This window comes from Lacticaseibacillus suilingensis, from assembly GCF_016861845.1.
GTDB lineage: Bacteria > Bacillota > Bacilli > Lactobacillales > Lactobacillaceae > Lacticaseibacillus > Lacticaseibacillus suilingensis.
On sequence record NZ_BOLV01000008.1, the window covers coordinates 22,147 to 36,414 of the forward strand.

12 protein-coding genes and 1 tRNA gene are annotated in these 14,268 nt (G+C 54.3%); 9 read left to right on the forward strand and 4 right to left on the reverse strand.

The window, feature by feature from the left end; genetic code table 11:
* The first annotated feature begins 2 nt into the window (after nucleotides 1–2).
* From oppC to JUF11_RS06035, 3 genes are read left to right on the forward strand one after another with little or no spacing between them, the layout of a single operon-like run.
* Nucleotides 3–950: an oligopeptide ABC transporter permease OppC gene (gene oppC / locus JUF11_RS06025; RefSeq protein ID WP_125581297.1), complete on the forward strand. Its 948-nt coding sequence runs from the start codon at nucleotides 3–5 to the stop codon at nucleotides 948–950.
* 15 nt (nucleotides 951–965) lie between these two features.
* Nucleotides 966–2,066 carry an ABC transporter ATP-binding protein gene (locus tag JUF11_RS06030; RefSeq protein ID WP_125581295.1) on the forward strand — a complete coding sequence of 367 codons (1,101 nt, stop codon included), beginning with the start codon at nucleotides 966–968 and terminating at the stop codon, nucleotides 2,064–2,066.
* Nucleotides 2,056–3,006, forward strand: coding sequence for an ATP-binding cassette domain-containing protein (locus JUF11_RS06035; protein WP_125581293.1), 951 nt, complete (start codon nucleotides 2,056–2,058; stop codon nucleotides 3,004–3,006). The genes JUF11_RS06030 and JUF11_RS06035 overlap by 11 nt, the downstream gene beginning before the upstream one ends.
* Before the next feature lie 329 nt (nucleotides 3,007–3,335).
* Here JUF11_RS06035 and JUF11_RS06040 read toward each other — a convergent pair.
* Nucleotides 3,336–3,419, reverse strand: a tRNA-Leu gene (locus tag JUF11_RS06040).
* 192 nt (nucleotides 3,420–3,611) lie between these two features.
* On the opposite strand from JUF11_RS06040, the gene JUF11_RS06045 reads away from it, so the two are divergent.
* From JUF11_RS06045 to JUF11_RS06070, 6 genes are all read left to right on the forward strand, one after another.
* Nucleotides 3,612–5,336: an ABC transporter ATP-binding protein gene (locus JUF11_RS06045; RefSeq protein ID WP_204118797.1), complete on the forward strand. Its 1,725-nt coding sequence runs from the start codon at nucleotides 3,612–3,614 to the stop codon at nucleotides 5,334–5,336.
* A complete protein-coding gene (locus JUF11_RS06050) occupies nucleotides 5,329–7,113 on the forward strand; it encodes an ABC transporter ATP-binding protein (protein ID WP_204118866.1) in 1,785 nt (594 codons plus the stop codon). Before JUF11_RS06045 ends, JUF11_RS06050 begins: the two co-directional genes overlap by 8 nt.
* 59 nt (nucleotides 7,114–7,172) lie before the next feature.
* On the forward strand, nucleotides 7,173–7,556 hold the full coding sequence (locus JUF11_RS06055) for a hypothetical protein (RefSeq protein ID WP_204118798.1): 384 nt from the start codon (nucleotides 7,173–7,175) through the stop codon (nucleotides 7,554–7,556).
* A gap of 136 nt (nucleotides 7,557–7,692) precedes the next feature.
* Nucleotides 7,693–7,977, forward strand: coding sequence for a hypothetical protein (locus JUF11_RS06060; protein ID WP_204118799.1), 285 nt, complete (start codon nucleotides 7,693–7,695; stop codon nucleotides 7,975–7,977).
* 209 nt (nucleotides 7,978–8,186) lie between these two features.
* Nucleotides 8,187–8,726, forward strand: coding sequence for an RNA polymerase sigma factor (locus JUF11_RS06065; protein ID WP_204118800.1), 540 nt, complete (start codon nucleotides 8,187–8,189; stop codon nucleotides 8,724–8,726).
* Nucleotides 8,727–8,830: 104 nt separating this feature from the next.
* Nucleotides 8,831–11,350, forward strand: a complete 2,520-nt coding sequence (locus tag JUF11_RS06070; RefSeq protein WP_204118801.1) for a M1 family metallopeptidase — start codon at nucleotides 8,831–8,833, stop codon at nucleotides 11,348–11,350.
* Between the two features lie 225 nt (nucleotides 11,351–11,575).
* Here JUF11_RS06070 and JUF11_RS06075 read toward each other — a convergent pair whose 3' ends face one another.
* Genes JUF11_RS06075 through JUF11_RS06085 form a run of 3 tightly spaced genes read right to left on the reverse strand, consistent with a single transcriptional unit; the run spans nucleotide 11,576 to nucleotide 14,227 of the window.
* A complete protein-coding gene (locus JUF11_RS06075; RefSeq protein WP_204118802.1) occupies nucleotides 11,576–12,184 on the reverse strand; it encodes a GNAT family N-acetyltransferase in 609 nt (202 codons plus the stop codon).
* Between the two features lie 12 nt (nucleotides 12,185–12,196).
* Nucleotides 12,197–12,817, reverse strand: coding sequence for a hypothetical protein (locus JUF11_RS06080; RefSeq protein WP_204118803.1), 621 nt, complete (start codon nucleotides 12,815–12,817; stop codon nucleotides 12,197–12,199).
* Nucleotides 12,818–12,877: 60 nt separating this feature from the next.
* Nucleotides 12,878–14,227 (reverse strand): MFS transporter, encoded by a 1,350-nt coding sequence (locus tag JUF11_RS06085; RefSeq protein WP_204118867.1) that lies wholly within the window; start codon nucleotides 14,225–14,227, stop codon nucleotides 12,878–12,880.
* Nucleotides 14,228–14,268 lie beyond the last annotated feature (41 nt).

Here is a 14,268-nt window from a genome sequence, read left to right on the forward strand (position 1 = left end):
GAATGGCTGAAAGCACACAAAACCAACCAGAAATTTTAGATTCCGACTTTACTGCGGTGAAGATCGATGAAATGGCCTCGGAAAAACTCGATACCGAAAAGTACTCCTACTGGGGTTCTGTTGGCCGCGCGTTTTTCTCCAGCAAAATGACTATTTTCCTGTTGTTCTTGATGTTAGCGATCCTGCTGATGTCCTTCATTCAGCCACTGTTTTCCGGATATAACTTGAACGATGTGGCGAACATCAACGACTTTGGCGCCAGGTACAACTGGCCTAATGCCAAGTATTGGTTCGGGACTGACGGTGATGGGAAATCACTGTTCGATGCCATCTGGGCCGGGGCCAAAACCTCGATTTCAATTTCCGTGATTGCGACCTTGATCACCACGGTGATTGGGGTGGCCGTTGGTGCCATTTGGGGCACTTCCAAGGGCATTGACCGGTTCATGCTGGAAGTCTACAACGTGATTTCCAACGTGCCACAACTGCTGATTATCATTGTTCTGTCCTACTCCTTCGGGAATGGGTTCTGGAACTTGATTTTCGCCATGACGGTTACCGGCTGGCTAGGCACTGCCTACTTCATCCGCGTTCAGGTCATGATTATGCGTGACCGCGAATACAACATTGCCTCTAAGACCCTGGGGACAGGGCTGGGCCGCATGGTCATTCGCAACATCATGCCTTATCTGACCTCCGTCATTGTGACGCAGATTTCGCTGTCCTTGCCTTCCTTCATTTCGTATGAAGTGTTCCTGTCCTTCTTGGGTGTCGGGCTGAATGCCTCGGTGCCATCCTTGGGTCGGTTGATTCAAACTTACGCACCATACATTGTCAGCTATCCATACCTGTTCTGGCTGCCAGTGTTAGTGCTGGCTTTGATCGCGGTTTCCTTGTACCTGGTTGGCCAGCGCCTTGCTGATGCGTCAGATCCAAGAACTCATATGTAAAGAGGGGGAACAACGATGAGTGAAGAACGTAAAAAAATTCTAGAAGTTGATGACCTCTCTGTGCACTTCCACGTTCGTGGGCAGGTGCTGAAGGCGATTCATCATGTTTCAATGGATCTTTATGAAGGCGAAGTCTTGGCAATCGTTGGTGAATCCGGCTCGGGCAAGTCGGTTTTGACCAAGACGTTTACCGGGATGCTGGAAGAAAACGGGGAAATTGCCGGTGGGACCATTGTCTACAACGGCAAACACCTCGAAGAACTGAAGAAAGACAAGCAGTGGGAAGGTATTCGGGGGAACGAAATCGCCACGATTTTCCAGGACCCAATGACTTCTCTGGATCCGATTCGGACGATTGGTTCGCAGATTGCCGAAGTTATCGTTAAGCACCAGCACAAGAGCAAGGCGGAAGCTAAGAAATTGGCCATCGACTTGATGAACCGCACCGGCATTCCGAATGCAGCAGACCGTTACAACGAATATCCTTTCGAATATTCAGGCGGTATGCGGCAGCGGATCGTCATCGCGGTGGCGCTGGCTTGCCGGCCGAACATCCTGATTTGCGACGAACCAACCACGGCGCTGGATGTGACCATTCAGGCGCAAATCTTGGATCTGATCAAGGATCTGCAAAAAGAATACGGCTTTACGGTTATTTTCATCACCCATGACTTAGGGGTGGTGGCTTCGATTGCTGACCGCATTGCTGTGATGTACTCTGGGCGTATTATCGAATACGGGACTTGCGATGAGATCTTCTACGATCCAAAGCACCCGTATACATGGAGCTTACTGTCTTCGCTGCCACAACTGGCGCAGCGCGGCGGCCAACTCTACTCCATTCCTGGCACCCCGCCATCTTTGTATAAAGATATTGTGGGGGATGCCTTCGCCCCACGGGATCCGTGGGCAATGAAGGTCGATTTCAAGGCTGAACCGCCATTTTTCAAAGTCACAGATACCCACTATGCCAAGACGTGGCTGCTTGACCCGCGCGCCCCGAAGACTGAAAAGCCGGAGCTAATTCAGAATCTGCATGAGCGGATGTCTGAGGTCATGAGTGCGTCACACTTGGAAAATCTAGATTTGGGAGGGAAAGACAGCGATGGAGAATAAGAAAGACGTCCTACTCTCTCTGAAGGATCTTGAAATTTCTTTTGGCGCCGGCAAAGATAAGTTTGTCGCCGTGCAAGATGTCAACTTCGACATTTTTAAAGGCGAAACGTTCTCGTTGGTTGGTGAATCCGGTTCCGGTAAAACCACCATTGGCCGGGCCATTTTAGGTATTAACTCCACCTCCAATGGGACGATTACCTTTGAAGGCCAACAAATTAACGGTAAAATCTCTGAAAAGCGCAAGCACGAAATCGAACGCAAAATTCAGATGATTTTCCAGGACCCGTCTGCTTCCTTGAACGATCGGGCCACCGTTGACTACATCATTTCTGAAGGCTTGTACAACTACGGCTTGTTCGACTCCGAAGAGGACCGCATCAAAAAAGTCCGCACCATGCTGGAAGAAGTCGGCCTGCTACCAGAACAGCTCTACCGTTATCCCCATGAATTCTCTGGTGGCCAGCGGCAGCGAATCGGGATTGCCCGGGCGCTGATCATGGAACCTGATCTGGTGGTAGCGGACGAACCGATTTCGGCTTTGGACGTATCGATTCGCGCTCAGGTGCTGAACCTGTTGAAGAAGTTCCAGCGTGAACAAGGCGTTACTTACTTGTTCATTGCCCATGACTTGTCGGTTGTGCGCTTCATTTCTGATCGGATCGCGGTTATCCGCGCTGGCCGGATTTTGGAATTGGCAGAAACGGAAGAGCTCTTCACCAACCCCATCCACCCATACACCGAAGCGCTACTATCTGCGGTGCCGGTACCTGATCCGCAGCTGGCGAAGACGCGCAAGTCATATGTTTATGATCCGAACATGCACCACTATGAAACCGACAAGCCAAAGTTTGTCGAAATCAAACCCGGCCACTTCGTTTACTGCAACGAAGAAGAAGAAGCTCGCTACAAGAAGGAGCTGCACGAACAAGGCCAAATCTAATCGCATCTGGTCCCCTCTGGATGCTCAGGCCCGCGCAATTGCGCGGGCTTTTTAGCAGGCTGCGAAGACCGCCGTACTTAGCCGGATGATTAGCCTAGCACCAGGCATTGCCGCCGTTCTTTGGCGGTGAGGTCTGGTGCGTAGCTAATCAGTCCGGCGTTGGCGGTCGGAGCGCAACTAGAGCAGGCTGCGAAGATCGCCGCACTTAGGGGACGGTTAGCCTTTCTAACGTATGTCAGCCTGTACGCGTTCCGCGCTAAAACCGGCCTATCTTCGCAGCCAACAAAAAAAGCCCCTCACCAACCTAAGTTAGTGAGGGGCTTATCTGCTGCCGCAAACAGGAGTCGAACCTGCACATGGATAACCATACAGCGACCTGAACACTGCGCGTCTGCCAATTCCGCCATTGCGGCGACAACATTAGTATTATAGCAAGTTGCCTGACGTTTGCCAACTGGAATCTGTCGCTGCGGAGGGTCAAATGAGTTGACATCGCAATGATTAGCGCTAACATGATTTTAATGAGTTTTTCATAACGCGCCACGGATTCCTTAGTCCTTACTAGGCTGCGGGATCAGTGGCGCTTTTTTTGCGGAGGTGTTGGTGTGTTCAAATTATTGATGGCGCATATGCATGGACGAGCGCGCTGGTGCTTCTTTCTGGCGCCGGCGGTGATGCTGGTCGAAGTATTTTCGGATCTGCAGCAACCGACTTTAATGTCCGACATTATCGATCACGGGCTGGCTAAAGGCGACCTGAATTTTGTCATCCGCACCTCGCTTTTGATGCTGATGTTTGCCTTGATTGGCGTCGCTGCCGGCAGTGCCGCCGGTATTTTGGGCAACTATGCTTCGCTGCACATGGGGCAGAAGCTGCGCAGTCACATGCTGACGGTGGCGCTCAATAGCCGAGCAGCTGGCGGGCTGACTCCGGCAACTTTGATCACGCGGATTACCAATGACGTGACCCAAATGCAAAATCTGGTGATGATGGTGACGCGCGGGATGGTGCGCGCGCCGATGCTGATGCTGGGCGGGATGGTGATGGCTGTGATTGTGTCGCCGCGCCTGGCGCCGATTTTGCTGATCATCATGCCGCTTTTGGCGGTGTTCATCCTAGTCGTAATGAAGCACAGTATTCCCCTGTACACTCACATGCAGCAGCAAGTCGATGGCATGAACCGCGTGATGCGAGAGAATTTGCAAGGGGCAAAAACCATTAAGGCGTATACGCTGGAAGACCACCAGCTGACGCAGTTCAACCAAGCCAATGCGGACTTGCTGGATAGCAGTATTCGCGCCTCGCTGGCCACGGTACCACTCAGTCCAATCATCCAACTGGCGCTGAACCTAGGCGTGGTGGTGGCGCTGGCTTACGGCGGCCAACTCGACGTTAATGGCGTGATTTTGGATGGGCAAATCATCGCGTTTGTGAATTACATGATTCAAATCACCAACGCGATGGTGATGACCGTCAACATCATCACCGCTTTTTCCCGCGCCATTACCTCGGCGGCCCGGGTGCAGGCGGTGCTTGCCGAAGCCACCGGTGAAGTACCAGTGGGCACAGCTGGCAATGCACCTTCAGGTAGCGCAATTACGTTTGACCATGTGACTTTTGGCTATCAACAAAGTCGGCCGATTTTGGACGATATCACGTTCACCGTGCCAGCCGGTCAGTGGTTAGGCATCATTGGCACCACCGGCAGCGGTAAGTCGTCGGTGATCAACCTGTTGACCCGCGCCTTTGATGATTATCAAGGCGTCATCGAAGTCGGCGGGGTAGATATTCAGCACCTCGACTTGGCGGCACTCCATCACAAAGTCACGGTGGCGACGCAAGAGGCGATGCTCTTTTCCGGCACCATTGCCTCTAATTTGCGATTTGGGGCGCCTGAGGCTGATCAGGCACAGCTCACGGCTGGCGCAACGGTAGCGGCTGCCACGAGCTTTATTGACCCGCTGCCGGCGCAATATGAGGCGCCGGTCGAGCAAAGCGGGAAGAATTTTTCTGGCGGTCAGCGGCAGCGGCTAAACATCGCCCGCGCGGCGGTGCCAGATGCCGATATTTTGGTGCTGGATGATGCGACCAGCGCGGTGGATCAAACCACCAACGCCGCAATTCAGGCGCAGCTCACTAAGACGCGGCGCCAGCGCACGACGGTGATTATTTCCCAGCGAGTGACCAACATCATGCACTGCGATGAAATCCTCGTGCTCGAAGAAGGGCGCATTACGGCTGCCGGTTCGCACGATGCCTTGATCAAGCAGTCACCGTTTTATGCTCAGCTGGTGCAGACGCAGTTAGGAGGCGGGCGCTATGATGATTAATCGCCGCGGGCCAAGGCGCCTGCATCAAGAAAAAGTGCAACTGACGAACTGGCGACAAACGACCCGCCGGATTTTGGGTTACTTGGGGTTTGCCAAGGGCCGCCTGCTGGTGGTGTTCGGCCTGACGGTGTTTACCACCGCGGCGACGATTATTGGTAACCGGGTCAATGGGGTGGTGATTGACCAGTTTCTCACCCGGGCCAAGTTGCCGTTACTGTTTATTATTTGCGGACTGTTAGCCGGCATGTATGCGCTGAGTAGCGTGTTCACGTATTTTCAAAATGCCGTCATTATCAAAGTCGCGCAGCAGGCATCGGCCCGCATTCGCCATGACATTTTTGCCAATCTGCAGCGGCTGCCAATGCGGTATTTTGACACCCATGACAATGGGGATGTGATGAGCCGGCTGACCAATGATGTGGACAACATTAATACCGCCATGATGCAGACTTTTGTTCAGCTGTTCACTGGGATTATCTCGGTGATTGGGATGGGGGCGGCGATGCTGATTCTCTCGCCGCTGCTGACGCTGATTGCGCTTTTGAGCTCTGGGGTGACTTACTTGGTCACCCGCGCGGTGGCCAAAGTCACCCAGCAGGCGTTTGTGACTCAACAGCAGGCGCTCGGGGAGCTCAACAGTCAGATTGAAGAAAATGTGTCTGGTAAGCAGGTGGTGCAACTGTTTGACCACCAGGCGGCGACTCTCGCGAAGTTCGATGCCACAAATGAAACCTACACCAACGCGGCCTTTCGCGCGCAGGCTTTCAGTAGCATTCTTGGCCCCATCAACAATGCCACCAATAACGTGGCTTATCTTCTGATCACCTTTGTCGGCGCTTGGTCCATTCTGGCCGGGCGCGGCGGCATTACCGTCGGGGTGATTTTCACGTTTCTGATTTATCTGCGGAATTTCACCGGGCCGATCAATAATATTTTGGATCTGGTGAACACCTTGCAGCTGTCGTTGGCTTCCGCCGAGCGCATTTTTGAAGTGATTGATGCCCCGCGGGAACAGGATCGAGCAGATGCGGTGGCGGTAACCACCACCCAAGGCAATGTCACGTTTGACCATGTGGATTTTGCCTATGATACGCGGCCAATTTTGCATGATATCAATCTAACCGCCAAGGCCGGGCAAATGGTGGCGCTGGTAGGTGAAACCGGGGCAGGTAAAACCACCATCATGAATTTGCTCACCAATTTGTACCCGCTAAAGCACGGCCGGGTGCTGTTAGACGGGCAAGATGTGGCGGCGATCCGCCGCGCCGATTTGCGCCGGTTGATCACGGTGGTCCAGCAAGAGCCGTTCATGTTTTCTCTGTCGATCAAGGAAAACATTCGCCTCGGCCGCGCCACTGCCAGTGACGCTGAGGTGGTTGAAGCGGCGCAAAATGCCCACGCCGATGGCTTCATTCGCCAGCTGCCAGCAGGCTATGACACGGTGCTGACCGAAAATGCGCACAACCTCTCGCAAGGTCAGCGGCAGCTACTCAGCATTGCGCGGGCCTTTATCGCCAAGGCGCCGGTGTTGGTGCTGGATGAAGCCACGGCGTCGATTGATTCCAATACGGAAGCCGATGTCCAGCACGCGATGACGGCGTTGATGCAGGACAAAACTAGTTTTGTCATTGCCCACCGGCTGTCCACTATCCAGCATGCAGACCAAATTCTGGTGATTGATGGCGGCCGCGTGATTGAGCGCGGCACGCATGAACAGCTCTTGGCTCAAAATGGGGCGTACACTCAGCTGTATAATAGTCAATTTGATCAAGCCTGACGCTCTGGGGTTGTGCTATATTAGCTTTGGAACCGATGACACAGAAAGAAGGCTTCATGATGCCAGATACAGCAACGATTACCGCTAGGGTGGCGGCTGTCCCTACTGCCCCGCAACAAGTGGTGCGGGTGATTGATGCCAGCCGCTTGCAGGATTTCTTTGACATGGCGCGCATCGGCATGAACAGCATTTTGGCCTACCGCATCCAAGGCGAGCCGCCGGTAGCTGAGCAGCTGGCCTGCTCACTGCAGGCAGAGGCACTGGACGCTTTTGCTGACCAGGTGAGCGAGCGATTCTTAGCGCCGCTTGCGCAAGCTGGCGCGACCGGCTATTTACTGCAAGGCCGCACCAGCGCTGGTTTGATGGTGCCTGATTCAGCCGGGGACTTACTGCTGGTGTGCCGCAAGGACTTCCCACAGTCTGAGGATTGTCACTGCGGTTAAGCGGCGCCATATTTAAATTTATTGGTGGGACGCTGATGTTGTCATCGGCGTCTTTTTGAATCCTAGCAACGGATTTAAAACTGCAAAAGCAAACATACGTTCGATGTTCTGCTACAATGACCATGAGGTGACACGAATGACGTATCAAGCGCAAATCGCGGCAGTCGCAGAAGCCGTTCAAGCGCAGTTTCCTCAGTTGGAGTTGATTGCCGGCGCAATTCAAGATGCGAGCGGGGCCGAGGCCAGCTGGAAGCTGACGGTGTATCAACCGGAAACACAGACGAGTTTTTATTTTCGGGCGGGGCCCACTGCCGGCTGGATGTGGGATCAAGGTGCCGATATTGTGCTGCCATCGGTGACCAAGGATGCCATCAAGTTAGCCTTAGTGGTGATCAAGGTAGGACTCGCCCCTTCGGCTTAATCGCGTTCATGCGCATGAGGGCGGCGCCAAGAGCGCGAAATCAAGCCGCAGCTATTCCTTACCGGGGCTCAAGAGCGTCACCACGCGGCTACGGCGGGGTTGATGCGCTTTTTTCATTTGTGCACCCCATCGTTACACTGACCCCATCATGACCGGTGATGAAATTCACCTCGCTGTCTGGGCCAAGGCGGCGTCAAGAAGGGGTCGCAGTGGCGACAAATCAAGCAGCATTTGCGTTTTACATGCAGCATCAGCGGGTGGTTTACTATGCTTTGAGCAGGCTAGGCGTGCGCCCGCAAACGCCGGACTATCAGGATTTGAGGCAGGAGGGGATGCTCCTGTACCTCGCGTATTATCAGCAGTATGAAGAACCCTTGAATCAGCCAGTCGCGGTACAAAAATTTAACCGGCTGGCCGGCAAAATCGTTTATCTGGGCTTGTTGCAACACCGGCTGAAGTGGCAGCGGCGCCAGGCGCTGGAGCAAACGGCCGGCAAGCAATGGCACCAAGCGGCCGCCATAACCGCTGATCGGCAGGAGTCTAGTCTCAGCGGCTTATTGATGGCTGAGACGTTTACCGCGCTGGCGGCGCGCTTGACGCCCGGCGAACGCACCATCTTAGACCTGCGCTATGGCGAACAGCTATCAAATCGCGAAATCGCCCTTCGCCTGAACATGAGCCCGCGGCGAGTCAGCGCAGTACGCCGCCAGATCGCAGTGAAATATCTGGCGTGGCAGGCGGAACCATAAGCGGTAGGATTGAGGTCACCCCGGCGGCTGATTGCCGGTTTGGTGGCCTTTTGCCTGCGATAGGGTATATAATGGGATCATTATAAAATTTTGGAGGGAAAATAATGGCAAAACACTTATACGAAACTTTCCAGCCAGCACACTATGACTTGTTCATTGATGTTGACCGAGGCACCAAAACCATCACCGGGAAAACCACGATTCAAGGCGAGGCCAAAGCGGCCAACATCGCGCTGAACCAAAAGTACCTGAAGATCAGTAGCGTGCAAGCCGATGGCCAAACCGTGACATTTACGGTGGATGACCAGGCCGAAACCGTCAACATCACGTTGCCGCAAGCCGGCGCGGTGACGTTGACGCTGGATTACACTGCGCCGCTGACCGACACCATGATGGGCATTTATCCTTCCTATTATGAAATCAATGGCGAAAAGCAGCTCCTGATTGGGACCCAATTCGAATCCACTGCTGCGCGCCAAGCCTTCCCAGGCGTTGATGAACCAGAAGCAAAGGCGACCTTCAGCCTCGCATTGAAGTTCGACGAACAACCCGGCGAAACCGTCATTGCCAACATGCCAGAAGTGAAAGTTGAAGCTGGCGTGCACTATTTTGATACCACCATGCGCATGTCCACCTACCTGGTGGCCTTTGCGTTTGGCGATATGCAAAAGAAACTGACCAAAACCAAGAGCGGTGTGGAAATCGGCGTCTTTGCTACTAAAGCTCACCAGCCAAAAGAACTCGATTTTGCCTTGGATATTGCCAAGCGGGCGATTGAATTCTACGAAGACTTCTACGAAACCCCTTATCCGCTGCCACACTCCTACCAGTTGGCCTTGCCTGACTTCTCGGCTGGCGCCATGGAAAACTGGGGCTTAGTCACCTATCGGGAAGCGTACCTGACGCTGGATCCTGACAATACTTCCTTGCGCATGAAGCAGCTCGTCGCAACGGTTATCACCCATGAACTGGCGCACCAGTGGTTCGGTGATTTGGTCACCATGAAGTGGTGGGATGACCTGTGGCTCAATGAATCCTTTGCCAACATGATGGAATACCTCAGCGTTGATGCCATGGAACCCAATTGGCACATTTGGGAAATGTTCCAGACTTCTGAAGCGTCGGCTGCTTTGCAGCGGGATGCAACGGATGGCGTGCAGTCGGTCCATGTTGCAGTCGAAGATCCAGCTGACATCGACTCTGTGTTCGACGGCGCGATTGTGTACGCCAAAGGCTCACGGCTGTTGGTGATGGTCCGGGCCTTGATTGGCGACGACAACTTGCGCAAGGGCTTGAAGGCTTACTTTGACGCCCACAAGTTCGGCAACGCCAAAGGGGCCGATCTCTGGGCTGCCTTGGGTGAGGCCTCTGGCATTGATGTGGGCGCCATCATGACGTCTTGGTTGGAGCAGCCTGGGTACCCACTGGTCACCGCCAAAATCGTTGACGGTCAGTTGCAGCTCAGCCAGCAGCAGTTCTTCATCGGTGAAGGCAAGGAAGTCGGCCGCCAGTGGCAGATTCCGCTGGAAAGCAACTACGCCGCTGCCCCGCAGATTATGAGCGAAAAAACGGTGACCTTGGGCGACTACAAGACCTTGCGCGCTGAAGCAGGCAAAGCCTTCCGCCTGAACGTCGGCAACAACTCGCACTTCATCGTCAAGTACGATGACACCTTGATGGCTGACCTGCTCAGCGAAGCGGCTGATTTCGACGCCATTTCCAAGCTGCAGCTGCTGCAAGACATGCGGCTCCAGGCTGAAGCAGGTGTGATTTCTTATGCCGATATTGTGCCGCTGCTGAAGACCTTCAAGGACGACACCAGCAACATCGTCATTACCGCGGTGATGCAAACCGCCGGCCGGCTGCAGAAATTCACCACACCGGATTCCGAAGAAGACAAGCAGCTGCGCGCCTTCTTCAAGCTGTTGTCTGCTGGCCAGTACGCACGTCTTGGCCTCACGCCAAAGGCTGGCGAATCCAATGATGACCAAATCGGCCGGCCATATATTCTGGATGGGGCGGCGTTCGGCCATAATGCTGATTTCGAAGCTGATGCGCATGCTTTGTACACCAGTACCGATATCGCCGCCATGTCCGCTGATGCTCGGCCTTATGTCTTGAAGAATGAAGCCAAGCAGCATCCTAGTCAGGCGCTGTTCGACCATTTCATCGCCGAGTACCGGAAGACGGCCGATCCAAGCGTCAAAGAAGCGCTGATGTACGCAACGCCAGCCTTCAAGGACGAAGCAATTTTGAAGCAAATTGTGACCTACTTTGAAGATGCCGATACCATCAAACCGCAAGACCTGCGGAGCTGGTTCCGTGGCGTGTTGGCCAACCCGCAAGGTGAACAACTGGCCTGGGATTGGCTGCGCAACGAATGGGACTGGCTGAACAAGACGGTCGGTGGCGACATGGAATTCACCACTTACATCACCGTGGTGGCCAGTCGCTTCGATACGGCTAAGCGTTTGGCTGAATTCAAAGCCTTCTTCGAGCCGAAACTTGAGGTGCCAGGATTGGGTCGCGAAATCCAGATGGACACCAAAGTGATTGCAACGCGGGTGGCTTTGATCGAGGACCAGAAAGACCAAGTCAATGCAGCGATTGCCAAAGCTTTATAATCAGATTACCGAAACGTCGGCTGCGGCCGGCGTTTTTGCGTGGGGCAAAAGAAAGTGATTGAGACATAATTTGAGCCGAGGATAGGCACACGACTATTCCGGAACAGTACGAGCCAAAATGCGACGCCCTAGCCGTATAAGCCAAACGGCCTGCAAAACCTAAGTTCAGGTTTTACAGACCGTTTGGCTTATATTCTGGGCTAAAACCGCATTTTGTCTCAGCCTCTAAAAGATTTGACTATAAAGCATGCAGGTCAGCGGAAATTGCTTGGCGCCCAGGGTGAGTTCAATCTGGCGCGTTTGTTCGCGGATAAAGCCGCGGTGATCATAGAACTGGTACACGCAGTCGCTGTCGGTATAGAGAAAGTAGCGTTTGCCCTTGGCGGTTCGCGCGAACGCCGCCAGCAGCTGACTGCCAATACCACGGCCTTGCAGCATCGGGTCGGTGGCGAGCAAACTAATTTCGCCATCGGCTGCCTTTTTGGCTGTGAAAGCCGCCAGCATGTCGGCATTGGCCGCATCATATGCAGGGGTGCCTTGGCCGGCAAAAACGTGCATCAAGCGCTGATAGCTGGCTACGAGTAAACGCCGCGGCCAGGTGGCGTGAGGTTTTGGGGCCGCTGTTTCACTAGCGAACAGCACGCCCACCAGCCGGCCATCCTCATAAGCGCCCAGTGCCTGGGTGGCATTGGCGTATTCGTGTTCCACGAAATAGTAGCCAAAGGCGCGCAAAGCCAGTGGATTTTGAAAATAACGGTCGAAGTGCATGCCCTCAATGGCGAAGGTGACCACTTGGGGAAAATCTTTGGTGGCGAGGGGACGGATTGAGATCACAAGGCACCTCCTTTAGATGGTGAAGGCAAAGCCAGGGTAGCGCTGGGTAAACTTGACGGCGCCGGCCTTCAGCGCCGCCTGATCATTGGTTGCGAGCGCTTCAGGCAGTTCCAGGTCTTCAATGTCGATGCTCATTTGCCAGGCCAGCTCTCGCATGGTCATGCCTTCATAATGGCGGTAAGTCGGCAACACAGCGGTGACATCAGCACCGGCTTCAAACAACCGTGTGAATTCCTGGGCAAGCTGGGCAATCAGGGGCCGCTGCTGCAACCAAGCGGTGGTGATAGACGCCGCTTTGAGCACACCGTTTTGCATGAAATACTGCGTCACCAGCGGCCGCGGCAGGGGATCTTTAGCGTCGCCAAAGTCCCAGGTGGTGGCTAATTGATTCGCGTCTGCAGCTTCTAAGAGTCGCGCGAGCCAAGGGGTAAGTTGCGTTTGTTCGTAAGCCGTTGCGGCTTGTTCAATTACGGCCCAGTCAGCAGCAGTTTTGAACGCAGGGATACCGGCTGGACCGGCTAAGCCAACAGTGGCTGCGATTTGCGTCCAGTCGGTGGGCGCTTGGCTAATCGGCCACGTCGCGGCGGCAGGTACGGTAATGGTTGGGGCAACAGCAATCGTGAATAAATGCATGGTGAATCCTCCCTGATCAGGCATCGTTTTCTTCAGTGTACCGCAGTGGCAGGCAAATGACTAAGCCGCTTGTGGTTTGAGCAAGCGCCAGAACAAACCAATCACGACCAACCCTAGGGCGACCAGGAGCCAAAAGGCGGCATTGGAGCCGGCGGTGACTTGCTGCGCCTTGCTCCAGCCGGGGTGGTTAATCATGGTCATCATCAGCGACAAGACGGTGGTGCCGACTGCGCCAGCGACTTGCTGGCCGGTGTTGTACAAGGCATTGGCATCATTTTGTAAATCTTTCGGCAGACCTTTGAGGCCATAGGCAACCGAATTACTGAAGGCCATCGACCGGCCAATAGCAAAGACGAGGTACACCCAAGTGACGCCAGCCACACCCAGCGCCGGGCCAAAGATGGCAAAGACGAGAATTGAAGCCGTGAACAAGCTGGCACCGAGCAGCAGCGGTAGCTTGCCGCCGAAGCGGTCCAGCATCCAGCCATACACTGGCTGGCCGATACCGTTAAAGACGCTACCGGGCAGTAAAATCAGGCCACCCACCAGCGCGGTCGCAGAAAAGACGTCTTGCACATAATTGGGGAGCAGGAAGTTCAGGCCGACATTGGCAAATTGCAGCGTGATATAAGGTAAAAAAATGAACAAAAAGGCTGGTTCATGAAACACGCGCAGCGAGAAAAGGTAGCGCGTGCTGGTGCGGGATAACCGTAAAAACCCCCAGCCAGCCGCCAGCATCAGCGCTAGCAGGCCGAACGCCAATGCCCAGTGGCCATCTCCAAAAGCGGTCAGCCCAACTACCAAGGCGATTAAAGCGGTTGCGAGCAACCCAAAGCGGTTCCAGTCAAACGCCAAGGGCTGCGCCTTAGTGTATTGCTTGATTTGGCTTTGGCCAAGCACCATGAGGACCAACGCCAGCGGCAAAGTGATCCAGAAAATGAGGCGCCAGCTGCCCATTGCGGCCAGCGCACCGCCAAAGGTTGGACCGAGGGCCGGAGCAATCAGGATGATTAAGTTAGCGATGCCAAGGTACACCCCGAGCTTGGCGCGGGGGACGACATCCAAGATGATATTGACCATCAGGGGCGTGCACAACCCGACACAGCCAGCTTGAATCAAACGGCCGAGCAGCATTTGCGGAAAAACCACCGCCGTGGCGCACAGCAAGTCCCCCACGGAAAAAAGCAGCGCGCCCCAGACGAAAAGTTGCCGGTTCGTAAAACGCCGTTTCATATAAGCCGAAGTGAGCATGATTAACGCCGCCGTCAGTAGGTAGCCGGAAGTGACCCACTGCACGGTGCTGAGTGACACGTGGAAGTCGTCCATCAAGGTAGGAAAAGTCGTATTCATGGCGGTTTCGGTTAAAATGCCGAGAAACGACATTAATGCCACAATGGCAACCACCAGCATGGGATTTTGCGTTTTTGCAGTCAAGGCTTAGCCTCTTTCTG